Raw genomic sequence first — 26,341 nt, forward strand, 5'->3', positions numbered from 1 at the left:
TCCCCCCCACACCACCCCCCCCCCCCCCCCCCCCCCCCCCCCCCCCCCCCCCCCCCCCCCCCCCCCGGGGCCCTTCAGTGCAACTTGGTGCCCGATGGACGGGCTACCAGGTCAGAGCACGAAATTACTTCGTGATCTTGATGACCTGGCCGGCGCCCACGGTACGACCACCCTCACGGATGGCGAACTTCAGGCCCTCCTCCATGGCGACCGGCTGGATCAGCGCGACCGTCATCTCGGTGTTGTCGCCCGGCATGACCATCTCCGTGCCGGCCGGCAGGGTGACGACACCCGTGACGTCCGTGGTACGGAAGTAGAACTGCGGGCGGTAGTTGTTGAAGAACGGGGTGTGACGGCCACCCTCGTCCTTCGACAGGATGTAGGCCTGGGCCTCGAACTCGGTGTGCGGCGTGACCGAACCGGGCTTGATGATGACCTGGCCGCGCTCGACGTCCTCGCGCTTGATGCCACGGAGGAGCAGACCGACGTTCTCGCCCGCCTGGCCCTCGTCGAGCAGCTTGCGGAACATCTCGATACCGGTGACCGTGGTGGTGGTCTTGGTCTCCTTGATACCGATGATGTCGACGGTCTCGTTGACCTTCAGGACACCACGCTCGATACGGCCGGTGACGACGGTACCGCGACCGGTGATCGTGAAGACGTCCTCGACGGGCATGAGGAACGGCTTCTCGGTGTCACGCGGGGGGGTCGGGATGAAGTCGTCGACGGCGGACATGAGGCCGAGAAGCTTCTCGCCCCACTCCTTGTCGCCCTCGAGCGCCTTCAGCGCGGAGACGCGGACGACCGGCAGGTCGTCGCCCGGGAAGTCGTACTCGGAGAGCAGCTCGCGGACCTCGAGCTCGACGAGCTCCAGGATCTCCTCGTCGTCCACCATGTCGGCCTTGTTCAGGGCGACAACGATGGAGGGGACGCCGACCTGGCGGGCCAGGAGCACGTGCTCCTTGGTCTGCGGCATCGGGCCGTCGGTGGCGGCGACCACGAGGATCGCGCCGTCCATCTGCGCGGCACCGGTGATCATGTTCTTGATGTAGTCGGCGTGACCCGGGCAGTCGACGTGGGCGTAGTGACGCGCCTCGGTCTGGTACTCGACGTGCGCGATCGAGATGGTGATACCGCGCTGGCGCTCCTCAGGAGCCTTGTCGATCTGGTCGAAGGCCGAGGCCTCGTTCAGGTCCGGGTACGCGTCGTGCAGCACCTTGGTAATGGCGGCCGTGAGGGTCGTCTTACCGTGGTCAATGTGACCGATGGTGCCGATGTTGACGTGCGGCTTAGTCCGCTCGAACTTCGCCTTCGCCACGGGGTCCTCCTGGAGAGTGGTTCTGTACGCCTTACTCATCGGCGCCAGGTGATCTTTGCTGGAAAGCCGGTCCCCCGGGGCAGCGGAGGGTTACTCCTGTTGCCCCAGAGGCTCCGGTGACAAGCCTAAAGCGTGTACTCGGAAGAGTTACTCGCCCTTGGCCTTCGCGATGATCTCCTCAGCGACGTTCCGGGGAACCTCGGCGTAGGAGTCGAACTGCATCGAGTAGCTGGCGCGACCCGAGGTCTTGCTGCGGAGGTCTCCGACGTAGCCGAACATCTCCGAAAGGGGCACGAGGCCCTTCACGACGCGAGCACCGTGACGCTCCTCCATGGCCTGGATCTGGCCACGGCGGGAGTTGATGTCACCGATGACGTCACCCATGTAGTCCTCGGGCGTGGTGACCTCTACGGCCATCATCGGCTCAAGGAGCACGGGAGAAGCCTTGCGCGCGGCCTCCTTGAAGGCCTGCGAACCGGCGATCTTGAAGGCGAGCTCCGAGGAGTCGACCTCGTGGTAGCCACCGTCGAGAAGCGTGACGCGAACGCCAGTCATCTCGTAGCCGGCCAGGATGCCGAACTGCATGGCTTCCTGCGCACCGGCGTCGACCGAAGGGATGTACTCCTTCGGGACGCGTCCACCGGTGACCTTGTTCACGAACTCGTACGCCGGACCGTCGGTCTCGGTGATGGGCTCGATCGCGATCTGCACCTTGGCGAACTGACCGGTACCACCGGTCTGCTTCTTGTGCGTGTAGTCGTGACGCTCGACGGCCTTGCGGATCGTCTCGCGGTACGCGACCTGCGGCTTGCCGACGTTGGCCTCGACCTTGAACTCGCGCTTCATACGGTCGACCAGCACCTCAAGGTGCAGCTCGCCCATACCGCCGAGGATGGTCTGGCCCGTCTCCTCGTCCGAGTGAACGTGGAAGGAGGGGTCCTCCTCCGCGAGACGCTGGATGGCGACACCCAGCTTCTCCTGGTCACCCTTGGACTTGGGCTCGATGGCGACCTGGATGACCGGAGCCGGGAAGTCCATGGACTCCAGGATCACGGGTGCCTTGTCGTCACACAGCGTCTCACCGGTGGTGGTCTGCTTCAGGCCCATGACGGCGACGATGTCACCGGCGCCCACCGCGGCGATCTCTTCACGCTTGTTGGCGTGCATGCGGTAGATCTTGCCGATGCGCTCCTTCTTGCCCTTGACGGAGTTCAGCACCGCAGTGCCGGCCTCCAGGCGGCCCGAGTAAACCCGGACGAAGGTGAGCTTACCGAGGTGCGGGTCGCTCATGATCTTGAACGCGAGCGCGGCGAGGGGCTCCTCGTCGGACGGCTTGCGCTTCACGACCACCTCGGCGTCGCGGACGTCGTGGCCCTCGATGGCCTCGATGTCCAGCGGCGACGGCAGGTAGCGGACGACGGCGTCGAGCAGGGGCTGAACACCCTTGTTCTTGAACGCCGTGCCACAGAACACCGCGGTGATCGTGGGCTCGCCCTTGCCCTTGCCGGAGTTCAGGATGATCCGACGGACGGCGGCGTGCAGCTGCTCGACGGAGGGCTCGTTGCCCTCCAGGAACAGCTCCATGATCTCGTCGTCGTTCTCGGCGACGGTCTCGACCAGCTTGCCGCGCCACTCTTCAGCAGCCTCGGTGTGCGTGGCCGGGATGTCGACGATGTCGTACATCTCGCCCTTGGTCGCCTCGGCGGACCAGACGAACGCCTTCATGGTGACCAGGTCGACAACGCCCTGGAAGTCCATCTCGGCGCCGATGGGGAGCTGCATGACGATCGGGATCGCACCGAGGCGGTCCTTGATCATGTCGACGCAGCGGTGGAACTCGGCGCCGGTGCGGTCGAGCTTGTTGACGAAGCAGATACGCGGCACGCCGTAGCGGTCCGCCTGACGCCAAACGGTCTCGGACTGCGGCTCGACGCCGGCCACACCGTCGAAGACGGTGACGGCGCCGTCGAGGACGCGGAGCGAACGCTCCACCTCGACGGTGAAGTCGACGTGACCCGGGGTGTCGATGATGTTGATGGTGTGGTCAACGTCTTCGAGGGGCCAGTGGCAGGTCGTCGCGGCAGACGTGATGGTGATACCACGCTCCTGCTCCTGCTCCATCCAGTCCATCGTGGCGGCGCCGTCGTGGACCTCACCGATCTTGTACGACACACCGGTGTAGAACAGGATGCGCTCGGTGGTGGTCGTCTTGCCCGCGTCGATGTGGGCCATGATCCCGATGTTGCGGACCTTGGCCAGGTCAAGCGAAGTGGTAGCCATAAGGCTTCGGTCTTCTCTCGGTCTCGATGTGGGGTGGGACTACCAGCGGTAGTGCGCGAAGGCCTTGTTGGACTCGGCCATCTTGTGCGTGTCCTCGCGCTTCTTGACGGCAGCGCCAAGACCGTTGGAGGCGTCGAGCAGCTCGTTCATGAGGCGCTCGGTCATGGTCTTCTCACGGCGGGCGCGGGAGTAACCCACGAGCCAGCGGAGGGCCAGGGTCGACTGGCGACCCGGCTTGACCTCGACGGGGACCTGGTAGGTCGCGCCACCGACACGGCGGGACTTGACCTCGAGGGACGGCTTGACGTTCTCCAGCGCGCGCTTCAGCGTGATGACCGGGTCGTTGCCGGTCTTCTCGCGGAGGCCTTCCATGGCGCCGTAAACGATGCGCTCGGCGGTGGAGCGCTTGCCGTTCAGGAGGATCTTGTTGATGAGCGACGTCACCAGAGGAGATGCGTAGACCGGGTCGATGATGACCGGGCGCTTCGGGGCGGGGCCCTTACGAGGCATTCTTACTTCTCCTTCTTGGCGCCGTAGCGGCTGCGGGCCTGCTTGCGGTTCTTGACAGCCTGGGTGTCAAGCGCACCGCGGATGATCTTGTAACGAACACCCGGCAGGTCCTTCACACGGCCACCACGCACGAGCACGATCGAGTGCTCCTGCAGGTTGTGTCCCTCACCCGGAATGTAAGCGGTGACCTCGATGCCGGAGGTCAGACGCACACGCGCGACCTTACGGAGCGCCGAGTTCGGCTTCTTCGGGGTGGTCGTGAACACACGCGTGCAGACGCCGCGACGCTGGGGCGAAGCCTCAAGCGCGGGGGTCTTTGTCTTCTCGACCTTGTCCTGCCGGCCCTTACGGACCAGCTGCTGGATCGTAGGCACTACTTCTCCGGTTTCTGTGTGCCGTGTAGTGAAACTAACCTGGAACTTCCCCGACCCACGCGGTCGGGTGTGTCGAACACTGCACGCTTTCACCGAAGTGAGTCGGGCGCAGATTGCGGTGTGTTCTTCTCGGCTCTCCGCGGGGTCTTACGCACACGCGGGGGCCAGGGCACACCCCAGGCACAAGGTCAGAGCGTACCTACCTCACAGAGGTAGGTCAAAACAAATGCCCAGCACGAAAACCCGCCGCGCGCAAGCGGGGAGCGGCCCGATCGGCCCTGTGCCCGCCCCGGCGCCCTAAACTGGCAGCTTGACCGGGCGCGGGACGCCGGCGAGTCGATCAGCAGGGAGCAGGACATTGGGGACCGTGGCACCCGAGCCGACCACAGTCGACGCCCGTCCCACGACCCCCCGCAGACCCGCCTCCCGCAGACCCGCCATCCGCCGGATCGCCCGTCTCCGCAGCCCCCTGCTGGCCTTCCTGATCACCTCGGGCGCCTTCTGCGCCGCCTGGGTGGCGCGCGGCACCTACCCCTTCGGGAACACCGGCCGGGCCCTGAACGACCAGGCCAACCAGTACGTGCCGTTCCACCGGGCGCTGTGGGACCTGGTCCACGGGCAGGCCGCCGGCGACGTCCTCTTCACCTGGCGCGGCGGCTTCGGACAGCAGTTCCTCGCCGACTACCACACCTACCTCGGCAACCCCTTCTCCTGGCTGGCCGTCCTCGTCCCCCGCGCCCACGTCGACCTCGCCGTCTTCGCGGTCACCCCGATCACCATGGGCACCGCCGCCGCCGTGATGACGGTGTACCTCGGCAAGCTGCACCCCGGCCCGTGGTGGCAGCGGGGCGTGCTCGGAGCGGTGTACGGCCTGTGCGGCTGGGCGCTGAGCGACGCCTCGTACATCCCCATGTGGCTCTGGGGCCTGGTCGCGCTCCCGATGCTCGGCATCGCCGTCGAGTGGTGTCTGGAGGAGCGCCGCTGGCCGGGCGTGGCCCTGCTGGTCGCGCTCGCCTGGTTCGGGAACTTCTACACCGCGATGATGGCCACGATGGCCGCCTGCGTCCTGCTGGCCATCCGCATGATCACCCGCGACATGACGGGCCGGCAGCGGCTGCGCGCGCTGTGGCGGGCCGCGACGGCCACCGGGACCGGCATCCTGCTGACCCTGCCGCTGCTCCTGCCGTCGTTCCTGTCCAGCGGGGCCGCGCAGCCCACCGGGGCGGCCTCCTTCGCCCCCGTACGGATCGAGCTCTTCCTCTCGGGCATGCTCCCGGCCACGCACCTGTGGGGCGGCCGCCCGCGGCTCTACGTCGCCTCGCTCGGGCTGATCCTGGCCGGCGCCTTCGTCCTCAACAGCGCCGTCGCCCGGCGGACCCGCCTGGTGTGGGCGGCGGCGACCCTGCTCGTGGTCGCCTCCTTCCAGTTCCCGCCCACGCAGTACCTGTGGCACGGGCTGGCCGTGCCCAACGGCAACCCGTACCGCGAGGCCTTCGTCTTCAGCGGGATGGTCGTGGTCGTGGCCTGGCTGGCGCTGGCCAACCGGCCGCGCCCGCTGCACCTGGCCCTGGTGGCGGCCCTCCTGGTGGCGGCCACCTACGCACTGCGGCGCACCGACGACTTCGGCGGCTGGACCTGGCCGGCCGTGCTCGGCGGCGGTGCGGTCTCCCTGCTGGCCCTGGTCCTGCTGCGGCTCGGAGAGAAGCGCCGGTACCTGATCCCGGTGGCCGCCGCCCTGATGATCGGCGTCGTGTTCGCCGAGTCCACGGTGGCCGCCGCCAATGCGGACGCCCGCCGGGCCCGCGAGCGCTGGGCCAAGCCGGTCGTCACCTCGAACCGGTCGATCGGCAACCATTTCGAAGCCGTCCGCGGCGTGGCGGGCTGGCCCGCCTACCGGACCGACTCGGGCGCGCCCCAGAGCGCCTACAACGACGCCCTGGCGCTGCGGGCGGAGGGTCCGCAGTACTACAGCAGCTACCTGCCCGAGGCCACCTACAAGGCCCTGGAGCCCCTGGGGTACGGCTTCAAGAACGACGGCCGGACCTTCTTCGGCGCCGACAACCCGGTACTCGACGCGATCTTCTCGATCGGCGCGCGGGTCCGCCCGGGGACCACCGCGGACAGCTGGACGGCCTCGAAGTTCCCCGCGCCCCCGCTGGTCACCGTCCGCACCGCGCCGTACACCTCCCCCAACCCGGCGGACACCGTCTACGCCCGCCAGGAGAACGTCCTGGGCGCCACCGTCTACCAGGTCCCGCCGGTCACCCGCGGCGGGAGCGCCACCGAGCAGACGTACGCCGCCCGGTGCACCCCCGGCTCCGAGGCCTACTGGTACTCCCCCGCCCCCTACGGCACGGTCCGCGCCGGCGGTGGCCCCCAGCGGCTCCTGGAGGACCGGATGACCGGCGTGACCCCGCTGGGCACCGTCCCCGCCTCGGGCCAGGTCGACGTCACCCTGCAGACCCGTACGAAGGACGCGGACGCGGGCGCGTACCCGCTCGGCTGCCTGGACCGCGCGGCGCTCGACGCGGCCGTCCGGCACCTCACCGCCACCGGCGCCACCACGGTCCGCCCGGGCGGCCACACCATCGGGGCCACCCTCCCCACGCCCGTCGGCGGCACGGCCGTCATCGCCACGACGGCCGTCCCGGGCTGGCAGTGCTCGGCCCCCCTGAAGCCCTTCCACGGCCTGCTGGCCGTGGACCTCCCGCCGGGCACGACCGAGGTCTCCTGCACCTTCACCCCGAAGGGCCTCGCCCCGGGCCTCGCAGGCGCCGCCCTGGCCCTGCTGGCCCTCACGGCGGTCCAGGTCACCACCCTGCGCCGCCGGCGCCGCTGACCGCCCACCCGGGGGCGGCCCGCGGTGTCCCCGCGGCCCCCACGGGCAACGAAGAAGCCCCCCGCCGCTCCTCTCGGAGCGACGGGGGGCTTCTTCTTACGAGCTCTTAGCCGTTGTACGGGCCGTAGTCGTAGTCCTCCAGCGGGACAGCCTGGCCGGAGCCGGAGCCGAAGGGCGAGTAGTCGATGTCGTCGTAACCGACGGCCGAGTACATCGCGGCCTTGGCCTCTTCGGTGGGCTCCACCCGGATGTTGCGGTAGCGGGCGAGGCCCGTACCGGCCGGGATGAGCTTACCGATGATGACGTTCTCCTTGAGGCCGATCAGGGAGTCGGACTTGGCGTTGATCGCCGCGTCCGTCAGAACCCTGGTCGTCTCCTGGAAGGACGCCGCCGACAGCCACGACTCGGTCGCGAGCGAGGCCTTGGTGATACCCATCAGCTGCGGACGGCCGGAGGCGGGGTGACCGCCCTCGGTGACCACACGACGGTTCTCGGTCTCGAACTTCGACCGCTCGACCAGCTCGCCCGGCAGGAGCTCCGCGTCGCCGGACTCGATGATCGTCACGCGGCGCAGCATCTGCCGGATGATGATCTCGATGTGCTTGTCGTGGATCGACACGCCCTGCGAGTTGTAGACCTTCTGGACTTCGCCGACCAGGTGGACCTGGACGGCACGCTGACCGAGGATGCGCAGCACGTCGTGCGGGTTGGTGGCACCCATGGTGAGCTTCTGGCCCACCTCGACGTGGTCGCCCTCGTGCACGATGACCTTGGCGCGCTTCGAGATCGGGAACGCCGTCTCGTCGCTGCCGTCGTCGGGCGTGATGACGATCTTCTTCGTCTTCTCGGTCTCCTCGATCCGCACGCGGCCGGCGGCCTCGGAGATCGGGGCGACACCCTTCGGGGTACGGGCCTCGAAGAGCTCGACGACACGCGGCAGACCCTGCGTGATGTCGTCACCGGCCACACCACCGGTGTGGAAGGTACGCATCGTCAGCTGGGTACCGGGCTCACCGATGGACTGGGCGGCGATGATGCCGACCGCCTCACCGATGTCGACCAGCTTGCCGGTGGCGAGCGAGCGTCCGTAGCAGAAGGCACAGGTGCCGACCGCGGACTCACAGGTCAGGACCGAGCGGGTCTTGACCTCCTCGACGCCGTTGGCGACCAGGGCGTCGATGAGCACGTCACCGAGGTCGACGTTGGCCGGCGCGATGACCTTGCCGTCGATGACGACGTCCTCGGCCAGCATGCGGGCGTAGATCGAGGTCTCGACGTCGTCGGCCTTGCGCAGCACGCCGTCCTCGCCGCGAACGGCGATCTTCAGCTTCAGACCGCGCTCGGTGCCACAGTCCTCCTCGCGGATGATCACGTCCTGCGAGACGTCCACCAGACGACGGGTCAGGTAACCCGAGTCGGCGGTACGCAGGGCGGTGTCCGCCAGACCCTTACGGGCACCGTGCGTGGAGATGAAGTACTCCAGAACGGTGAGGCCCTCACGGAAGGACGCCTTGATCGGACGCGGGATGGTCTCGTTCTTCGCGTTCGACACCAGACCACGCATACCGGCGATCTGTCGCATCTGCATCATGTTTCCTCGGGCACCCGAGTCAACCATCATGAAGATGGGGTTCGTCTTGGGGAAGTTCGCGTTCATCGCCTCGGCAACCTCGTTGGTCGCCTTGGTCCAGATCGCGATGAGCTCCTGCGTGCGCTCGTCCTTGGTGATCAGACCGCGCTCGTACTGCTTCTGGACCTTCTCGTCCAGTTCCTCGTAGCCCTTGACGATGGCCTTCTTGGCCTCGGGCACGACGACGTCGGAGATGGCCACGGTGACGCCCGAACGGGTCGCCCAGTGGAAGCCGGCCGCCTTCAGGTTGTCGAGCGTCGCCGCCACGATGACCTTGGGGTAGCGCTCCGCCAGGTCGTTGACGATCTCGGAGAGCTGCTTCTTGCCCACCGAGTAGTCGACGAACGGGTAGTCCTCGGGCAGCAGCTCGTTGAAGAGCGCGCGACCCAGGGTCGTCTTCAGACGGAAGCTGTCGCCCGCCTGGAACTCCTGCTCGCCCTCCTCGGCGACCGGGTGCACCCAGCCACGCGGCGGGATGGTGCCCACCGGGAAGCGGATGTCGACGGCCGACTGGAGCGCGAGCTCGCCGTTGTCGAACGCCATGGTCGCCTCGGCCGTGGAGCCGAACGCGCGGCCCTCGCCCTTGGTGTCACGGAGCTCACCGTCGGTGGTCAGGAAGAACAGACCGAGGACCATGTCCTGGGTCGGCATCGTGACCGGACGGCCGTCGGCCGGCTTGAGGATGTTGTTCGAGGACAGCATCAGGATGCGGGCCTCGGCCTGCGCCTCCGCGGAGAGCGGCAGGTGCACGGCCATCTGGTCACCGTCGAAGTCCGCGTTGAACGCGGTGCAGACGAGCGGGTGGATCTGGATGGCCTTGCCTTCGACCAGCTGGGGCTCGAAGGCCTGGATGCCGAGGCGGTGCAGCGTGGGCGCACGGTTCAGGAGAACCGGGTGCTCGGCGATGACCTCTTCGAGGACGTCGTAGACGACCGTGCGGCCGCGCTCGACCATCCGCTTGGCGCTCTTGATGTTCTGCGCGTGGTTCAGGTCGACCAGGCGCTTCATCACGAACGGCTTGAAGAGCTCCAGCGCCATGGCCTTGGGCAGACCGCACTGGTGCAGCTTCAGCTGCGGACCGACGACGATCACGGAACGCGCGGAGTAGTCCACACGCTTGCCGAGAAGGTTCTGACGGAATCGACCCTGCTTGCCCTTCAGCATGTCGCTGAGGGACTTCAGGGGACGGTTACCGGGACCGGTCACCGGACGACCACGACGACCGTTGTCGAAGAGGGCGTCCACGGCCTCCTGAAGCATGCGCTTCTCGTTGTTCACGATGATCTCGGGGGCACCGAGGTCGAGGAGACGCTTCAGACGGTTGTTGCGGTTGATCACGCGGCGGTACAGGTCGTTCAGGTCGGAGGTCGCGAAGCGGCCACCGTCCAGCTGCACCATCGGACGCAGGTCCGGCGGGATCACCGGCACGCAGTCCAGAACCATGCCCTTGGGCTTGTTGCTGGTCTGCAGGAACGCGGAGACGACCTTGAGGCGCTTGAGCGCACGGGTCTTCTTCTGGCCCTTGCCGGTACGGATGATCTCGCGGAGGCGCTCGGCCTCCTCCTCGAGGTCGAAGGACTCCAGGCGCTTCTGCAGCGCGGCGGCGCCCATGCAGCCGTCGAAGTACGTGCCGAAGCGGTCACGCAGCTCGCGGTAGAGGAGCTCGTCGCCCTCCAGGTCCTGGACCTTGAGGTTCTTGAAGCGGGCCCACACCTCGTCGAGGCGGTCGATCTCGCGCTGGGCGCGGTCACGGAGCTGCTTCATCTCACGCTCGGCACCTTCGCGCACCTTGCGGCGTACGTCGGCCTTCGCGCCCTCGGCCTCAAGCTCGCCCAGGTCGGTCTCAAGCTTCTTGGCCCGGCCTTCGAGGTCCGCGTCACGGCGGTTCTCGATCTGCTGACGCTCGACGGAGACGTGCGCCTCCAGCGACGGGAGGTCGCGGGTGCGACGCTCGTCGTCGACGAACGTGATCATGTACGCGGCGAAGTAGATGACCTTTTCGAGGTCCTTCGGCGCGAGGTCCAGCAGGTATCCGAGGCGCGACGGGACGCCCTTGAAGTACCAGATGTGGGTGACGGGAGCGGCAAGCTCGATGTGGCCCATCCGCTCACGGCGCACCTTGGCGCGCGTGACCTCGACGCCACAACGCTCACAGATGATGCCCTTGAAGCGGACACGCTTGTACTTGCCGCAGTAGCACTCCCAGTCCCGGGTAGGACCGAAGATCTTCTCGCAGAAGAGTCCGTCCTTCTCGGGCTTGAGGGTGCGGTAGTTGATGGTCTCCGGCTTCTTGACCTCGCCGTGCGACCAGGTTCGGATGTCGTCCGCGGTGGCAAGGCCGATCCGCAGCTCGTCGAAGAAGTTGACGTCGAGCACTGTGCGTCAATCCCTCTTTCGGGGTCGAGTCTCAATCATGGTCTGAACGGTCCCGGGGATGACGGGGGGCTCTTGAGCGAGCCCCCCGTCAGGCCCGTCAGACCTCTTCGACGCTGCTCGGCTCGCGCCGGGACAGGTCGATACCGAGCTCCTCCGCCGCGCGGAAGACGTCCTCGTCGGTGTCGCGCATCTCGATGGACATGCCGTCCGAGGACAGCACCTCCACGTTGAGGCAGAGCGACTGCATTTCCTTGATGAGCACCTTGAAGGACTCGGGAATGCCCGGCTCGGGGATGTTCTCGCCCTTGACGATGGCCTCGTAGACCTTCACGCGGCCGGTGACGTCGTCGGACTTGATGGTCAGCAGCTCCTGGAGGGCGTAAGCGGCGCCATAAGCCTCAAGCGCCCACACCTCCATCTCACCGAAGCGCTGGCCACCGAACTGCGCCTTACCACCCAGCGGCTGCTGCGTGATCATCGAGTACGGACCGGTCGACCGAGCGTGGAGCTTGTCGTCGACCAGGTGGTGGAGCTTGAGGATGTACATGTACCCGATCGAGATCGGGTCCGGGAACGGCTCGCCGGAGCGGCCGTCGAACAGGCGCGCCTTACCGGACGGGAGGACCAGGCGGTCACCGTCGCGGTTCGGGATGGTGTGCTCGAAGAGGCCGGCGAGCTCATCCTCGCGGGCACCGTCGAACACGGGGGTGGCGACGTTGGTACCGGGCTCGACACGGTCGGCCCCGATGACCTTCAGACGCTCGGCCCACTCCTCGCCGAGCCCGGAGACGTCCCAGCCGCGGCTGGCGAGCCAGCCGAGGTGGATCTCCAGGACCTGTCCCGGGTTCATTCGGGACGGGACACCCAGCGGGTTCAGGATGATGTCGACCGGCGTGCCGTCCTCAAGGAAGGGCATGTCCTCGATCGGAAGGATCTTGGAGATGACACCCTTGTTGCCGTGGCGGCCGGCGAGCTTGTCACCGTCGGTGATCTTGCGCTTCTGGGCGACGTAGACGCGGACCAGCTGGTTCACGCCCGGAGGAAGCTCGTCGCCCTCCTCGCGGTCGAAGACGCGGACACCGATGACCTTGCCGATCTCACCGTGAGGGACCTTGAGCGAGGTGTCACGCACCTCGCGGGCCTTCTCACCGAAGATCGCGCGGAGCAGGCGCTCCTCCGGGGTCAGCTCGGTCTCGCCCTTGGGCGTGACCTTGCCGACCAGGATGTCGCCGGCGACGACGTCCGCACCGATGCGGATGATGCCGCGCTCGTCGAGGTCGGCGAGGACCTCTTCGGAGACGTTCGGGATGTCCCGGGTGATCTCCTCGGGGCCCAGCTTGGTGTCACGGGCGTCGACCTCGTGCTCCTCGATGTGGATCGAGGAGAGGACGTCGTCCTGCACGAGGCGCTGCGACAGGATGATCGCGTCCTCGTAGTTGTGACCTTCCCACGGCATGAACGCGACGAGCAGGTTCTTGCCGAGGGCCATTTCGCCCTCTTCGGTCGCGGGACCGTCGGCGAGGACCTGGGACTCGATGATCCGGTCACCCTCGTTGACGATGACCTTCTGGTTGACCGAGGTGCCCTGGTTCGAGCGGGAGAACTTGGCGACGCGGTACGTGGTGTACGTGCCGTCGTCGTTGGCGACGGTGATGTAGTCGGCCGAGACCTCCTGGACGACACCGTCCTTCTCCGCACGGATCGAGTCACCGGCGTCGACCGCACAGCGGTACTCCATGCCGGTGCCGACGAGCGGGGCCTCCGCCTTGATGAGCGGAACGGCCTGGCGCATCATGTTCGCGCCCATGAGGGCACGGTTGGCGTCGTCGTGCTCCAGGAAGGGGATCATCGCGGTCGCGACGGACACCATCTGGCGCGGGGAGACGTCCATGTAGTCGACGTCGTCGCCGGCGATGTAGTCGATCTCGCCGCCACGACGGCGCACCAGCACGCGGTTCTCGGTGAAGCGCATGTCCTCGGACAGGCCGGCGTTGGCCTGGGCGATGACGAAGCGGTCTTCCTCGTCGGCCGTCAGGTAGTCGACCTCGTCGGTGACGACACCGTCGATGACCTTGCGGTACGGGGTCTCGACGAAACCGAACGCGTTGACGCGACCGTAGGACGCGAGCGAGCCGATCAGACCGATGTTCGGGCCTTCAGGGGTCTCGATCGGGCACATGCGGCCGTAGTGCGACGGGTGAACGTCACGGACCTCGAAGCCGGCCCGCTCACGGGACAGACCGCCGGGGCCCAGCGCCGACAGGCGGCGCTTGTGGGTCAGGCCCGAGAGCGGGTTGTTCTGGTCCATGAACTGCGACAGCTGGCTGGTGCCGAAGAACTCCTTGATGGAGGCGACGACTGGCCGGATGTTGATCAGGGTCTGCGGCGTGATGGCCTCGACGTCCTGGGTCGTCATGCGCTCGCGGACGACGCGCTCCATACGAGCCAGACCCGTGCGGACCTGGTTCTGGATGAGCTCGCCGACGTTACGCAGACGACGGTTGCCGAAGTGGTCGATGTCATCGGTCTCGACCACGATCGAACGGCCGGACTCGCCGGTCGTCTCGGTCTCGCCGGCGTGCAGCTTGACCAGGTACTTGATCGTCGCGATGACGTCGTCGGTGGTGAGCACACCGGCGTCGAGCGGCTCGTCGGCGCCGAGCTTCTTGTTCACCTTGTAGCGGCCGACCTTGGCGAGGTCGTAGCGCTTCGGGTTGAAGTAGAGGTTCTCGAGCAGCGTCTGAGCAGCCTCACGGGTCGGCGGTTCGCCCGGACGCAGCTTGCGGTAGATGTCGAGCAGCGCGTCGTCCTGACCCTGGGTGTGGTCCTTCTCCAGGGTGGCGCGCATGGACTCGTACTCGCCGAACTCCTCCAGGATCTGCTCGGTGGTCCAGCCGAGAGCCTTCAGGAGAACGGTGACGGACTGCTTGCGCTTGCGGTCGATGCGGACACCGACCATGTCGCGCTTGTCGATCTCCATCTCCAGCCAGGCACCCCGGGACGGGATGATCTTGGCGGAGAAGATGTCCTTGTCGGACGTCTTGTCGATGGAGGAGTCGAAGTAGACACCAGGGGAGCGGACAAGCTGCGACACGACGACACGCTCGGTGCCGTTGATGACGAAGGTGCCCTTGTTGGTCATGAGCGGGAAATCGCCCATGAAGACCGTCTGAGACTTGATCTCTCCGGTCTCGTTGTTCGTGAACTCGGCAGTGACGAACAGCGGAGCCGCGTACGTGAAGTCGCGCTCCTTGCACTCGTCGACAGAGTTCTTCGCCGGCTCGAAACGGTGGTCGCGGAAGGTCAGCGACATCGACCCGGAGAAGTCCTCGATCGGCGAGATCTCCTCGAAGATCTCTTCCAGACCGGACTTGGTGGGGACGTCCTGTCCACTCTCAAGCGCCGACTCGACGCGAGACTTCCAGGCGGCATTGCCGAGAAGCCAGTCAAAGCTCTCGGTCTGCAGCGCCAGGAGGTTCGGAACCTCGAGGGGCTCCTTGATCTTTGCAAAGGAGATGCGCAGCGGGGCGGTGCTGGCACCGTTGTTCGTATTGGTCGAGGCGTTGCGCGAGGCGGCCAAGAGGGGGTCCTTCCGAGGGCTCGGACTCACTACGCGCGTACCGGTCCCAGCAGACACAGAAGACAAGCCCCCCGAATCCAACCGAAAAGGCCAGGTCAGGGTGGATCAATCAAGTGTGCTCAAGCGTGGGCATGTCCCTGGCGACGGGCAGGGGACAGCTAACAGGCAGCGCAAAGGGTCAGTGTAGCCACTAGGCTCACTGATGTCCAGACCAGGTTTCCGGAAACCGGCAACAGGCCTTCCCCATGTCGTTCAACCAACACTGTGTCCAACGCTACGGCGCCCGTACTCGTGCACAGAGCGCGTATCAGTACTGCCCTCTTCGTAGTCGATCCATGCCTCGGATCTCGGATCCAGGCGGTCGACCTCTCGACGGGACTGAGAATTGCGCGCCGCGTCCCGTTCGTCAAGGCCCCCTGCTCCGAGCGGATCATCTTCGGACCCTGCTTCGGGGCAACGATGATCACCCTACTCCCCAACGAGACCAGGGCAAGTCAGGCACCACGGGTACGCCAAAGGGCGACCACCCTTACGGGTGATCGCCCTTGGTTGGGGCCTCAGAGGGCCCCAGAGGTGTTACTTGACCTCGACAGCCGCGCCGGCAGCCTTGAGGGACTCGGCGGCCTTGTCAGCGGCCTCCTTGGCGACCTTCTCGAGGACCGGCTTCGGAGCGCCGTCCACGAGGTCCTTGGCCTCCTTCAGACCCAGGGAGGTCAGCTCACGCACGACCTTGATGACCTGGATCTTCTTGTCGCCGGCACCGGTGAGGATGACGTCGAACTCGTCCTGCTCCTCAGCGGCCTCGACCGGGGCACCGGAGACCGGGCCGGCAACGGCGACGGCCGCGGCGGCGGTGACGTCGAACTTCTCCTCGAAGGCCTTCACGAACTCGGAGAGCTCGATGAGGGTCATCTCCTCGAACTGGGCGAGGAGGTCGTCCTGAGAGAGCTTCGCCATGATGGGCGATCCTTCCACTAATTCGGCAGGTGCCGGATGTATATAGAGGCGGGCGTAACGGCCCGCTACGACCCACGCACTAGGCGGCGTGGATCAATGCGCGAGCCGAATTACTCGGCACCGCCCTGCTCGGCGAGCTTGACGCGAAGCGCTTCCGCGGTGCGGACGAACTTCGACGGCAGCGCCTGGAAGAGCGAGGCAGCCTGAGACTGCTTGCCCTTGAACGCGCCGGCCAGCTTGCTGAGCAGAACCTCGCGGGACTCGAGGTCCGCAAGCTTCTTGATCTCATCGGCGGTGAGCGCCTTACCATCAAGGACACCCGCCTTGATGATGAGGTTCGGGTTGTCCTTGGCGAAGTCACGCAGGCTCTTCGCCGACTCCACCGGGTCACCGGTGATGAAGGCGACCGCGGTCGGACCAGCGAAGTGCTCGTCCAGCGCGGTGATCCCGGCCTGGTTGGCCGCAATCTTGGTCAGCGTGTTCTTCACCACGGCGTACTGGGCGTTCTCACCAAGGGAGCGACGCAGCGTCTTGAGCTGCGCGACGGTGAGACCCCGGTACTCGGTCAGCACGGCGGCGTTCGAGCTCTGGAACGCGTCCTTGAGCTCGGCTACCGATGCAGCCTTGTTGGGCGTCGGCATGGTGCGTTCGCCTCCTTCCGGGTGATGAGGACCGCTCAGAAGGGGCTAAATAAGAAACGCCCCGGCGTAGGCGCCAGGGCGTGGCTCGACCGGAACGAATTCCGGGAACCTTCCACAGTCACCTACGCGGGTCGTCCGCATTCAACGGATCCTTCGGCCACCGAACCCTTGCGGGCACGGCAACGACCAGCGGTCTTTGGCTTCTGGGGAAGACTACGTGAAGGAGTGCAGCCGAGGCAAATCGCCTCAGGAGTCGAGGTCCAGGCCGCCCAGGCCGGCATCCCGGAGCTTCTGGTCGGCCTCCTTCAGCTTGCGGTCGGTCTCCTTGTTCAGGTCGTCGAGGGAGACGACCTGCTCGGCACGAGGGGCCTGGACCGGGGTGGCCACGGCGAAGTCGGAGAACTTCGCCGTGGTCTTCGTCGTGCCCTCGCCGTCCGTGCTCACGGTGTCCGCGCGGACCGGGTACCCGTCCTTGCCGATCCACAGGTCCACCTCGAAGGCGGTGATGTGCTTCACGGCCTCGTGGAGGTACTGGCGCTTCGCCTCCTCCATGACCTTGGTGGACTCGTCCGCCTTGAGCAGGTCCGCGGTGGTGAAGCTGCCCTTGTAGTGCTCGGCGTCGATGCCGTCGGCCGTCTTCCCGGCGCCGGCGTGCGTGAGCTTCTCCTGGCCCAGCAGCATCGCGAGGTACTCGGCCGGGTCGTCGTTGAGCCGGACCCCGGGCTTGCCGTCCTTGGCCAGGTTCATGCTCATCCAGGTCTTGCCGTCCTGGGGCTGGGCCAGGCCGGTGTAGGTCATGTCGCCGATCATGATCGAGCGGGTGTCGGGCTTCTCGCTCTTGAGGATCACGTCGTGGCTGGACGGATACCAGCCCTTGGTCCCGGACTGTCCGACGGTCTTGCCGTCGGCCCCGACGATGGACAGCTCCGCCTTGGCGAACTTGGCGGCCACCGTCTTCAGGTAGGACGCCTTCACCGCCTCCACGGAGGAATGCGCCTTCGCCTCGGCACCCTTGCCCCCGTCGGCCTTGGCGGTGCCCGTGTCGGCCTTGTCGCCACCGCAGGCCGTGAGGCCGCCCACGAGCAGTGCGGTGCCCGCCACCGCGATACCGGCCCGGGTCCGGACAGCCTTCTTCATCTGGTTCTCCCCCATGCGTGGATCCATGTGTGGATCTTTGTTCCGAAAATTCGTACGCCCGGCGGCACGCGGGACGGTCAGGCCCCCGCGCCGCGCTCGCCCAGTTCCTTGAACATCGCGAAGAGGTCGAAGGTCTCGTTCTCCGGCGGCGTCCTGACCGTGGCCGCGGAGCCGTAGTCCGAGTAGTAGGCGTCCATGTTCAAGGCCCCCTGCGGCGTCCCGATGCCGACCTTCATGTGGACCGGGTAGCCGTCCTTGTTCAGCCAGACGTCCATGTCGTAGCCCTTGATGCCGGCCTTTTTCGTGGCCTCGATCAGCTGCGTCCGCTCGACGTCGGAGAGCACCTTGGCGGATTCGTCGGCCGCCAGCATCTCCTCGAAGCTCAGGGTGCCCTTGTAGTGCTCGGCGTCCGCGCCCTCGACCTTCTCGGCCCCGAGGTGCTTCACGTTCGGCGAGCTGAGCAGGAGGGCGAGCTGCTTGGCCGGGTCCTGGTTCTGGTCCATGCCGCTCATGCCGCTGAGCTTCTTGAGCGCCTCGGCGTCGCCGGCGGCCTGCGCCGCGGCATTGAGGTCCAGCTTCATCCAGCGCTTGCCCTCCATGCTCCCGGTCATCGGGGAGCCCTTCGGGACCTCCATGAACATGACGTTGTCCGACATGACCATGCGCATGGAGTCGGTGCCCGATCCCGGGGCGGGCGCGCCCTTCATGGTGACGTCCATGACCTGCGGGTCCCAGCCCTGGACACCGGTCATCTCCACGGTGCCGCCCGCGCCCAGGGACGCGGGCATCGACATGGTCATGCGGAACTTGGCCGACTTGGCCGCGGAGGTCTTCTTGTACGCCGCCGTGAGCGCCTCGGTGGTGGCACCGCCCACCACGGGCCGGTCCGGCGCCGCCGATCCCCCCACAGCGGCCTTGCCGGCGTCGTCCTTCTTGCCGCTCTCGCACGCCGTGGCACCGCCGACGAGCAGTACGGCGGCCAGCGCTGCGCCGATGGTCTTCTTCCGGTACGCGGACACGCGCATCCCCACCCCAGTGATCAATCGCTTGTTCGATCCGATCCGACCCTACGTTCCCGCTCTGTCGGATCGCGCCCCATTAAGCCCCGGTCAAGGGGTATGTGGCCCTGAACACGGAAGCGGGCCCCCCGCCACCCTGTGAAGGGGGCGAGGGGCCCGCTGAGCCACTCGGTGAGCCGTCAGGCTCAGACAGCAGCCGGGTCTTCCTCGACGAGGAGGTTCCGGGTGCGGTTGGAGTCCAGCTGGATGCCGGGGCCCATGGTGGTGCTGAGGGCGGCCTTCTTGATGTAGCGGCCCTTCGCGGCGGACGGCTTCAGACGAAGGATCTCGTCGAGGGCCGCGCCGTAGTTCTCGACCAGCTGCTCATCGGAGAAGGAGACCTTGCCGATGATGAAGTGCAGGTTCGAGTGCTTGTCGACGCGGAACTCGATCTTGCCACCCTTGATCTCGGTGACAGCCTTCGCGACGTCCATCGTGACGGTGCCGGTCTTCGGGTTCGGCATGAGGCCACGGGGACCGAGCACGCGGCCGAGGCGGCCGACCTTGCCCATGAGGTCCGGGGTGGCCACAACGGCGTCGAACTCGTTCAGGCGGTTGCCCTTGGCGATCTCGTTGATCAGCTCGTCGTCGCCGACGATGTCGGCGCCGGCGGCTTCCGCGGCCGCTGCACGGTCACCGGTCGCGAAGACCAGGACCCGGGCGGTCTTGCCGGTGCCGTGCGGGAGGTTCACGGTGCCGCGGACCATCTGGTCGGCCTTGCGCGGGTCGACACCCAGGCGGAAGGCGACCTCGACGGTGCTGTCGAACTTGGTCGTGGAGGTGTCCTTGGCGAGACGGACGGCCTCGAGCGGGGCGTACAGCTTCTCCCGGTCGACCTTGGCGTCCGCAGCGCGGAGAGTCTTGCTGCGCTTCACTTCTGCTCCTGTGTTTTGGCTTCAGGCATGGAGTCGTGGTGCGGACCAGCGCTTGGTCCTACCACTGATGGTGCTGGGGTGGCTGGATCAGCCTTCGACCGTGACGCCCATCGAGCGCGCGGTGCCGGCGATGATCTTCATCGCGGCATCGACGTCGTTGGCGTTCAGGTCGGGCATCTTCAGCTCGGCGATCTCGCGGACCTGGGCGCCGGTGAGCTTGGCGACCTTGGTCTTGTGCGGCTCGCCGGAGCCCTTCTCGATGCCCGCGGCCTTGAGGATCAGGCGCGCGGCCGGCGGAGTCTTGGTGACGAAGGTGAAGGAGCGGTCGTCGTAGACCGTGATCTCCACCGGCACGACCATGCCACGCTGCGACTCGGTCGCGGCGTTGTAGGCCTTGCAGAACTCCATGATGTTGACGCCGTGCTGACCGAGCGCGGGGCCGACCGGCGGAGCCGGGTTGGCCGCACCGGCCTTGATCTGGAGCTTGATAAGCCCCGTGACCTTCTTCTTCTTGGGAGGCATTGCTCTCTCCGGGTCCTAGTGAGAGTTTTCAGCCGCCCATCCGGTCATCCGGATGGAGGCATACCGCACCACGATAACGGGTATCGGTGCGGGGCTAAAAACCGAGCAGGTCAGACCGCCCTTCACGGGGCGATCTGACCTGTCCGGAAGCTGTCGCTCAGAAGATCAGTTCTTCTGGATCTGGTCGAAGCTGAGCTCGACCGGGGTCTCGCGGCCGAAGATCTCGACGAGGCCCTTGACCTTCTTCGAGTCGGGGTTGATCTCGTTGATGGTCGCCTGCAGCGTCGCGAACGGGCCGTCGGTGACGGTGACCGAGTCGCCGACCTCGAAGTCAAGGACCTCGATGGTGCGCTTGACGGCGGGCGCGGGCAGACCGGCCTCTTCCGCGGCGGCCTTGGCGGCCTTCTCCTGCGCCTCCGGGGCGAGCATCTTGACGATCTCGTCCAGGGTCAGCGGGTACGGGTCGTACGCGTTGCCGACGAAGCCGGTGACGCCAGGCGTGTTGCGGACGACACCCCAGGACTCGTTCGTCAGATCCATGCGGACGAGAACATAGCCGGGCAGCTTGTTCTGCCGGACGTTCTTGCGCTCGCCGTTCTTGATCTGGACGATCTCTTCCTCGGGCACCTCGGCCTGGTAGATGAACTCCTCGACGTTCAGCGAGACGGCGCGCTGCTCCAGGTTGGCCTTCACGCGCTTCTCGTAGCCGGCGTAGGTGTGGATCACGTACCACTCGCCGGGGAGCAGGCGCAGCTCCTCGCGCAGGGCCTGGATGGGGTCGACGGGCTCGGCGGGCTCGACCGGAGCGGCCTCTTCGGCCTCTTCCTCGTCGGCCTCGGCGTCGTCAGCAGCCTCTTCGACCTCGGCGTCGATCTCGACCTCGGCGTCAACCTCGGCGTCGTCCTCGTCCTCGTCGGACTCGACGTGCATCGCGGCCTCTTCGGCGGCGACACCCGCCTCGACGTCGGCGAGCTCGGCCTCGTCGGGCTCCACAGCGTCCGCCGCCTCGACGATGTCGAGCTCGTCCTCGACGGACTCGACGGAGTCGTGGCTCGCGTTCAGGTTCGGGTCAGACACGGTGGCTGCTTCTTCCTGGATACAAAAGGTGGTGGAACATGCGAAAACGGGCGACACCATCAAGGCGCCGCCCTCCGCGGGGATCAGCCGAAGACGAACTTGATGGCTTTTTCAAACCCAAAGTCAATCACGGTTACCAGACCGATCATGATGATCACGAAGACAATCACCACGGTGGTGTACGTCGTGAGCTGGTTGCGAGTCGGCCAAACAACCTTGCGGAGTTCCGCGACAATCTGGCGGTAGAAAAGCGCGAGCCGGCCCAGAGGGCCCTTCTTGCCGCGCTTGCCGCCCTTGCGGGCCTTCTTCTCGCGCGTCTCGTCCTCGGCGTCAGGCATGTCGATGGAGCCCAGGGCGTCCGTCACGTCTCTCACCTGAATCCGGGTCGTGGCCGTACCGCGCCCGGTTGCGCCGCACGGCGTTGCATAAGTACGTACCTGCGCACACACGTCCGAGATGGAGTGTGGAGCAGGGCCGGAGGGACTCGAACCCCCAACCGCTGGTTTTGGAGACCAGTGCTCTACCAATTGAGCTACGACCCTTTGCGTCCCCCAACCTACCGCATCCGAGCGAGTGCACGGAGTGCTCACGCTTTGCAGCGGCTGGCGAGGTCCAACGACAGGTGAGTGTACGTGAACCGGGCCGTGACGTCGAACAGCGCCTGAGCTGACATGCGCCGGTCCGTTGACTGAAACGGTGTGCGGCGGTTCTTTGCCGTCTGGGACGATTGCCCACATGACCTCTGCAACGCCTTCCTCCGAGCGCCGGGTGTCCGCCCGTATCGGCGCCATTTCCGAGTCCGCCACCCTCGCCGTGGACGCCAAGGCCAAGGCCCTCAAGGCCGCCGGGCGCCCGGTGATCGGCTTCGGTGCCGGCGAGCCCGACTTCCCGACCCCGGACTACATCGTCGAGGCGGCGGTCGAGGCCTGCCGCAACCCCAAGTACCACCGCTACACGCCGGCCGGCGGTCTGCCCGAGCTGAAGGCCGCGATCGCCGCCAAGACGCTGCGCGACTCCGGCTACGAGGTGGACGCCTCGCAGGTCCTGGTGACCAACGGCGGCAAGCAGGCGATCTACGAGGCCTTCGCCGCCGTCCTGGACCCGGGTGACGAGGTCATCGTCCCGGCTCCGTACTGGACCACCTACCCGGAGTCCATCCGTCTCGCCGGCGGTGTCCCGGTCGAGGTCGTCGCCGACGAGACCACCGGCTACCGCGTCTCCGTCGAGCAGTTGGAGGCCGCGCGCACCGAGCGCACCAAGGTCGTCCTGTTCGTCTCCCCGTCCAACCCGACCGGCTCGGTCTACAGCGAGGCCGACGCCCGCGCGATCGGCGAGTGGGCCGCCGAGCACGGCCTGTGGGTGCTCACGGACGAGATCTACGAGCACCTCGTCTACGGCGAGGCGAAGTTCACCTCGCTGCCGGTCCTGGTCCCGGCCCTGCGCGACAAGTGCATCATCGTCAACGGCGTCGCCAAGACGTACGCGATGACCGGCTGGCGCGTGGGCTGGGTCATCGCCCCGCAGGACGTCATCAAGGCGGCGACCAACCTGCAGTCGCACGCCACCTCCAACGTCTCCAACGTGGCCCAGGTCGCCGCGCTGGCCGCCGTCTCGGGCAACCTCGACGCGGTCGCGGAGATGCGCAAGGCCTTCGACCGCCGCCGCCAGACGATGGTGAAGATGCTCAACGAGATCGACGGCGTCTTCTGCCCGACCCCCGAGGGCGCGTTCTACGCGTACCCGTCGGTCAAGGAGCTCATCGGCAAGGAGATCCGCGGCAAGCGCCCGCAGAGCTCCGTCGAGCTCGCCGCCCTGATCCTGGACGAGGTCGAGGTCGCGGTCGTCCCGGGCGAGGCCTTCGGCACCCCCGGCTACCTGCGTCTGTCCTACGCCCTGGGCGACGAGGACCTGGTGGAGGGCGTGTCCCGCATCCAGAAGCTCCTGGCGGAGGCCAAGGCCTGACCCGGCCCGCAGCATGACCCGAGCGGCGCCGCCCCCACGGGGCCGGCGCCGCTCGCGCTTTCAGCCCCGCCGGCACATCCAGCCCCGCCGGCGATTGAGGCGCGGGTCCGGGCAGCGCCCGGAAGGCTCCCGCGCAGCGACCCCGGCTCCCGCTCACGCGTTCGCGCAAGCCCCCGATCGGTAAAACCCCCTCCCGCCGAGCGCAGCGGTACGGCAGGATCACCAGATGGAGCACGCACGCGATCTCACGCTTCTGCCCAAGGCCCACCTCCACCTGCACTTCACCGGGTCGATGCGACCATCGACCCTGCTGGAGCTCGCCGACAAGTACGGCGTGCGCCTCCCCGACGCCCTCACGGCCGGGGAGCCGCCCAAGCTCCGCGCCACCGACGAGCGCGGCTGGTTCCGCTTCCAGCGGCTCTACGACGCCGCCCGTTCCTGCCTGCGCGAGCCCGACGACATCCGGCGCCTGGTCCGCGAGGCTGCTGAGGAGGACGTACGGGACGGCAGCGGCTGGCTGGAGATCCAGGTGGATCCCACCTCCTACGCCCCTCTGCTCGGCGGGATGATCCCGGCCGTCGAGATCATCCTCGACGCCGTCGACGCGGCCTCCCGCGAGACCGGCCTCGGCATGCGGGTCCTCATCGCCGCCAACCGCATGAAGCACCCCCTCGACGCCCGCACCCTCGCCCGCCTCGCCGTCCGCTACGCCGACCGCGGCATCGTCGGCTTCGGTCTCTCCAACGACGAGCGCCGCGGCATGGCCCGCGACTTCGACCGGGCCTTCGCCATCGCCCGCGAGGGCGGCCTCCTCGCCGCACCGCACGGCGGTGAGCTCACCGGCCCGTCCTCCGTCCGCGACTGCCTCGACGATCTGCACGCCTCCCGCATCGGGCACGGCGTGCGGGCCGCCGAGGATCCCCGGCTCCTCAAGCGGCTCGCCGACCGGCAGATCACCTGCGAGGTCTGCCCGGCCTCCAACGTCGCCCTCGGGGTCTACGAGCAGCCCGAGGACGTCCCGCTGCGCACTCTCTTCGAGGCCGGGGTCCCCATGGCGCTGGGCGCCGACGACCCGCTGCTCTTCGGGTCCCGGCTCGCGGCCCAGTACGAGATCGCCCGCCGCCACCACGCCTTCACGGACGCGGAGCTCGCCGAGCTGGCCCGCCAGTCGGTGCGCGGCAGCGCGGCTCCCGAAGAGGTGCAGGCCAAGCTGCTGGCGGGGATCGACCACTGGCTCACCGGGTGAGCCGCAGGTCCCCCTCGTAGCAGTCGGCGCGTACCCGCCCGCCGTCCAGGAAGCCGATCTCCAGGTGGGTGCGGCCCTGCTCGGGCAGGGCGAACTCGGCGACCGAGGCAACGGTCTCGCCGAGGTGCCGCAGGAAGGGGTGGTCTCCGAGGTCCTCACCGACCTCGATGCGGCCCCACTCCCCCATGTCGTACGCCGCGTGCGGGGTGGCGGACTCGACGATGAGGCACTGGTCGGATCCGGTGGTGATCCGGATGGTGTCGCCGATGCTGTCGATCAGCCAGACGTCGAGGGGCGCCTCGGAACGTTCGCCGTCGCTGATGTGCCAGGACGCGACGACTCGGCTGAGCGTGCGCCCCACGAGACGGGTGGGGTCCGTACCGGCCCCGTGCAGGGGACAGAGCATGGGCGGCCGGGGCTCCTCAGATGCTGACGCCGACCGTCACCGGCTCGTTGACCAGGGTGACGCCGAAGGCCGCGTGGACGCCCGCGACGACCTCGCGGGCCAGGGTGAGGAGGTCCTCGGTGGTGGCCTCGCCGCGGTTGGTCAGCGCGAGGGTGTGTTTGGTGGAGATGCGCGCCGGGCCGGTGCCGTAGCCCTTGGTGAAACCGGCCTTGTCGATCAGCCAGGCCGCGCTGGTCTTCGTACGGCCGTCGCCGGCGGGGTACGCGGGCGGGGCGGTGCCGGGGCCGAGGCGGTCCTGGGCGCGGGCGAGGAAGGCGGCGTAGGCCTCGTCGGTCAGGATCGGGTTGTGGAAGAAGGAGCCGGCCGACCAGGTGTCGTGGTCGGCGGGGTCGAGGACCATGCCCTTGCCGGCGCGCAGCCGCAGCACCGTCTCGCGGGCGGTGGCGGCGGGGACCCGGTCGCCGGCCTCGACGCCGAGGGCGCGGGCGGTCTCGGGGTACTTGATCGGCGCGGACAAGCCGCCGGCGTCCTCCAGGGCGAAGCGCACGCGCAGGACGATGTAGCGCTCGGGCTGGTCCTTGAAGGTGCTGTTGCGGTACCGGAAGGCGCACTCGGCGGCGCTCAGGGTGACCGTTTCGCCGCTGGTGCGGTCGTAGGCGACGACCTCGGTGATGGTGTCGCAGACCTCCTGGCCGTACGCACCGACGTTCTGGATCGGGGTGGCGCCTGCCGAGCCGGGGATGCCCGCGAGGCACTCGATGCCGGCGAGGCCGGCCTCGACGGTGCGGGCGACGGCGTCGCTCCAGTTCTCGCCCGCGGCGAGCTCCAGCCGCGTCCCGTCCAGGTCGAATCCGGTGGTCGCGATGCGCAGGGCGGTGCCGTCGAAGCCCCGGTCGCCGATGACCAGGTTGCTGCCGCCGCCGATGACCAGGAGCGGGGTGCCGCTCTCGTCCGCGGCGCGCACGGTGGCGACGACCTCGGCGTCGGTGGTCGCGGTGACCAGGCGGGCGGCGGGACCACCGAGACGGAAGGTGGTCAGCGGGGCGAGGGGGGCATCGTGGAGTTCCTGCACGTGGACAAGAGTACGGTCCGCGCCCCTCGCATCCCTGCGGGGCCACGGACCGTACTCGCTCGTCCCCCGTACCGGCCGGGTCAGTAGCCCGTCTTCTGCTTGGCGAGGCGGCGTTCGGCCTCGGCCCAGGTGAGGGGGAGCTCTTCGGCCCGCACGGTCCAGTAGGTGAAGGCCGATTCCTTCATGTACGCGCTGGCGGCGCGGGAGCTGGTGCGGTGGGGCTCGCTGCGGGCGAAGCGGTAGAGCGCGTCCCGGTCTTCCCAGGCGGAGAGGGTGAGGAAGGTACGGCTGAAGACCCGGGCGCGCAGGGCGACGCCGTGGGCACCGGGGGCCTTGCGGATCTGGAGGATGATGCCGGGCGCCTTGAGGAAGAACTTGACGGCGCCGGCGAGCGTGGCGGTCTCGAAGCGGGAGGCCATGACGTAGACCTCGGCGTCGGGGGCGGCCTGGGTGGGCGTGGACCAGGGGATGTCGGGCATGG

At 67.6% G+C, this 26,341-nt stretch carries 20 protein-coding genes and 1 tRNA gene; 3 read left to right on the forward strand and 18 right to left on the reverse strand.

The window, feature by feature from the left end; translation table 11 throughout:
- Positions 1-124: 124 nt before the first annotated feature.
- The 4 genes from tuf to rpsL all read right to left on the reverse strand — a co-directional run bounded on the left by tuf (position 125) and on the right by rpsL (position 4,482).
- Positions 125-1,318 carry an elongation factor Tu gene (gene tuf, locus ACZ4YL_RS18425; protein ID WP_382550228.1) on the reverse strand — a complete coding sequence of 398 codons (1,194 nt, stop codon included), beginning with the start codon at positions 1,316-1,318 and terminating at the stop codon, positions 125-127.
- 147 nt (positions 1,319-1,465) lie between these two features.
- A complete protein-coding gene (gene fusA, locus ACZ4YL_RS18430; RefSeq protein ID WP_109778524.1) occupies positions 1,466-3,598 on the reverse strand; it encodes an elongation factor G in 2,133 nt (710 codons plus the stop codon).
- A 39-nt stretch (positions 3,599-3,637) separates the two neighbouring features.
- A complete protein-coding gene (gene rpsG, locus ACZ4YL_RS18435; protein ID WP_007265894.1) occupies positions 3,638-4,108 on the reverse strand; it encodes a 30S ribosomal protein S7 in 471 nt (156 codons plus the stop codon).
- A gap of 2 nt (positions 4,109-4,110) precedes the next feature.
- Positions 4,111-4,482: a 30S ribosomal protein S12 gene (gene rpsL, locus ACZ4YL_RS18440; RefSeq protein WP_007265893.1), complete on the reverse strand. Its 372-nt coding sequence runs from the start codon at positions 4,480-4,482 to the stop codon at positions 4,111-4,113.
- Positions 4,483-4,849: 367 nt separating this feature from the next.
- Between rpsL and ACZ4YL_RS18445 the strand changes: the two genes are divergently transcribed.
- Positions 4,850-7,321 (forward strand): YfhO family protein, encoded by a 2,472-nt coding sequence (locus ACZ4YL_RS18445; RefSeq protein ID WP_468117572.1) that lies wholly within the window; start codon positions 4,850-4,852, stop codon positions 7,319-7,321.
- A gap of 106 nt (positions 7,322-7,427) precedes the next feature.
- Here the strand turns inward: ACZ4YL_RS18445 and ACZ4YL_RS18450 are convergent, their stop codons facing one another.
- The 11 genes from ACZ4YL_RS18450 to ACZ4YL_RS18500 all read right to left on the reverse strand — a co-directional run bounded on the left by ACZ4YL_RS18450 (position 7,428) and on the right by ACZ4YL_RS18500 (position 21,716).
- Entirely contained in the window at positions 7,428-11,327 is a 3,900-nt protein-coding gene (locus tag ACZ4YL_RS18450; RefSeq protein ID WP_468117573.1) for a DNA-directed RNA polymerase subunit beta', read from the reverse strand.
- Positions 11,328-11,424: 97 nt separating this feature from the next.
- Positions 11,425-14,907 (reverse strand): DNA-directed RNA polymerase subunit beta, encoded by a 3,483-nt coding sequence (rpoB, locus tag ACZ4YL_RS18455; RefSeq protein WP_030008451.1) that lies wholly within the window; start codon positions 14,905-14,907, stop codon positions 11,425-11,427.
- 576 nt (positions 14,908-15,483) lie between these two features.
- Positions 15,484-15,864 carry a 50S ribosomal protein L7/L12 gene (rplL, locus tag ACZ4YL_RS18460; RefSeq protein WP_468117574.1) on the reverse strand — a complete coding sequence of 127 codons (381 nt, stop codon included), beginning with the start codon at positions 15,862-15,864 and terminating at the stop codon, positions 15,484-15,486.
- A gap of 110 nt (positions 15,865-15,974) precedes the next feature.
- The gene (gene rplJ / locus ACZ4YL_RS18465) at positions 15,975-16,505 is read right to left on the reverse strand and encodes a 50S ribosomal protein L10 (protein ID WP_030008449.1); all 531 of its coding nucleotides are present in this window, start codon (positions 16,503-16,505) and stop codon (positions 15,975-15,977) included.
- Positions 16,506-16,751: 246 nt separating this feature from the next.
- Positions 16,752-17,669, reverse strand: coding sequence for an SCO4651 family lipoprotein (locus ACZ4YL_RS18470; protein ID WP_468117575.1), 918 nt, complete (start codon positions 17,667-17,669; stop codon positions 16,752-16,754).
- A 50-nt stretch (positions 17,670-17,719) separates the two neighbouring features.
- The gene (locus tag ACZ4YL_RS18475) at positions 17,720-18,667 is read right to left on the reverse strand and encodes an SCO4651 family lipoprotein (RefSeq protein ID WP_468117576.1); all 948 of its coding nucleotides are present in this window, start codon (positions 18,665-18,667) and stop codon (positions 17,720-17,722) included.
- Between the two features lie 179 nt (positions 18,668-18,846).
- Positions 18,847-19,575 carry a 50S ribosomal protein L1 gene (gene rplA / locus ACZ4YL_RS18480; protein WP_189733388.1) on the reverse strand — a complete coding sequence of 243 codons (729 nt, stop codon included), beginning with the start codon at positions 19,573-19,575 and terminating at the stop codon, positions 18,847-18,849.
- Positions 19,576-19,662: 87 nt separating this feature from the next.
- Positions 19,663-20,097 (reverse strand): 50S ribosomal protein L11, encoded by a 435-nt coding sequence (gene rplK, locus ACZ4YL_RS18485; RefSeq protein ID WP_351158489.1) that lies wholly within the window; start codon positions 20,095-20,097, stop codon positions 19,663-19,665.
- A 165-nt stretch (positions 20,098-20,262) separates the two neighbouring features.
- On the reverse strand, positions 20,263-21,174 hold the full coding sequence (nusG, locus tag ACZ4YL_RS18490) for a transcription termination/antitermination protein NusG (protein ID WP_468117577.1): 912 nt from the start codon (positions 21,172-21,174) through the stop codon (positions 20,263-20,265).
- An 83-nt stretch (positions 21,175-21,257) separates the two neighbouring features.
- Positions 21,258-21,539, reverse strand: a complete 282-nt coding sequence (gene secE / locus ACZ4YL_RS18495) for a preprotein translocase subunit SecE (RefSeq protein WP_189733391.1) — start codon at positions 21,537-21,539, stop codon at positions 21,258-21,260.
- A 104-nt stretch (positions 21,540-21,643) separates the two neighbouring features.
- Positions 21,644-21,716 (reverse strand) — tRNA-Trp (locus tag ACZ4YL_RS18500).
- A gap of 193 nt (positions 21,717-21,909) precedes the next feature.
- Between ACZ4YL_RS18500 and ACZ4YL_RS18505 the strand changes: the two genes are divergently transcribed.
- Both ACZ4YL_RS18505 and ACZ4YL_RS18510 read left to right on the forward strand, forming a co-directional pair.
- Positions 21,910-23,136: a pyridoxal phosphate-dependent aminotransferase gene (locus ACZ4YL_RS18505; RefSeq protein WP_266603862.1), complete on the forward strand. Its 1,227-nt coding sequence runs from the start codon at positions 21,910-21,912 to the stop codon at positions 23,134-23,136.
- A 226-nt stretch (positions 23,137-23,362) separates the two neighbouring features.
- A complete protein-coding gene (locus ACZ4YL_RS18510) occupies positions 23,363-24,382 on the forward strand; it encodes an adenosine deaminase (RefSeq protein WP_468117578.1) in 1,020 nt (339 codons plus the stop codon).
- On the opposite strand, the gene ACZ4YL_RS18515 is transcribed toward ACZ4YL_RS18510, so the two are convergent.
- From ACZ4YL_RS18515 to ACZ4YL_RS18525, 3 genes are read right to left on the reverse strand one after another with little or no spacing between them, the layout of a single operon-like run.
- The gene (locus ACZ4YL_RS18515; RefSeq protein ID WP_030011236.1) at positions 24,372-24,788 is read right to left on the reverse strand and encodes a hypothetical protein; all 417 of its coding nucleotides are present in this window, start codon (positions 24,786-24,788) and stop codon (positions 24,372-24,374) included. The genes ACZ4YL_RS18510 and ACZ4YL_RS18515 overlap by 11 nt on opposite strands.
- Before the next feature lie 16 nt (positions 24,789-24,804).
- Entirely contained in the window at positions 24,805-25,944 is a 1,140-nt protein-coding gene (locus ACZ4YL_RS18520; RefSeq protein ID WP_468117739.1) for a UDP-N-acetylmuramate dehydrogenase, read from the reverse strand.
- Positions 25,941-26,339: a DUF3291 domain-containing protein gene (locus tag ACZ4YL_RS18525; protein ID WP_468117579.1), complete on the reverse strand. Its 399-nt coding sequence runs from the start codon at positions 26,337-26,339 to the stop codon at positions 25,941-25,943. The genes ACZ4YL_RS18520 and ACZ4YL_RS18525 overlap by 4 nt, the downstream gene beginning before the upstream one ends.
- Positions 26,340-26,341: the final 2 nt, after the last annotated feature.

This window comes from Streptomyces sp. NPDC030021 (assembly GCF_055574035.1).

Coding starts and splice junctions, on each gene's coding strand:
- fusA (WP_109778524.1), bottom strand. CDS start 3,598: ATGGCTACCACTTCGCTTGACCTGGCCAAGGTCCGCAACATCGGGATC.
- rpsG (WP_007265894.1), bottom strand. CDS start 4,108: ATGCCTCGTAAGGGCCCCGCCCCGAAGCGCCCGGTCATCATCGACCCG.
- rplL (WP_468117574.1), bottom strand. CDS start 15,864: ATGGCGAAGCTCTCTCAGGACGACCTCCTCGCCCAGTTCGAGGAGATG.
- rplJ (WP_030008449.1), bottom strand. CDS start 16,505: ATGCCGACGCCCAACAAGGCTGCATCGGTAGCCGAGCTCAAGGACGCG.
- ACZ4YL_RS18470 (WP_468117575.1), bottom strand. CDS start 17,669: ATGGATCCACGCATGGGGGAGAACCAGATGAAGAAGGCTGTCCGGACC.
- ACZ4YL_RS18475 (WP_468117576.1), bottom strand. CDS start 18,667: ATGCGCGTGTCCGCGTACCGGAAGAAGACCATCGGCGCAGCGCTGGCC.
- rplK (WP_351158489.1), bottom strand. CDS start 20,097: ATGCCTCCCAAGAAGAAGAAGGTCACGGGGCTTATCAAGCTCCAGATC.
- ACZ4YL_RS18505 (WP_266603862.1), top strand. CDS start 21,910: ATGACCTCTGCAACGCCTTCCTCCGAGCGCCGGGTGTCCGCCCGTATC.
- ACZ4YL_RS18510 (WP_468117578.1), top strand. CDS start 23,363: ATGGAGCACGCACGCGATCTCACGCTTCTGCCCAAGGCCCACCTCCAC.
- ACZ4YL_RS18515 (WP_030011236.1), bottom strand. CDS start 24,788: ATGCTCTGTCCCCTGCACGGGGCCGGTACGGACCCCACCCGTCTCGTG.
- ACZ4YL_RS18525 (WP_468117579.1), bottom strand. CDS start 26,339: ATGCCCGACATCCCCTGGTCCACGCCCACCCAGGCCGCCCCCGACGCC.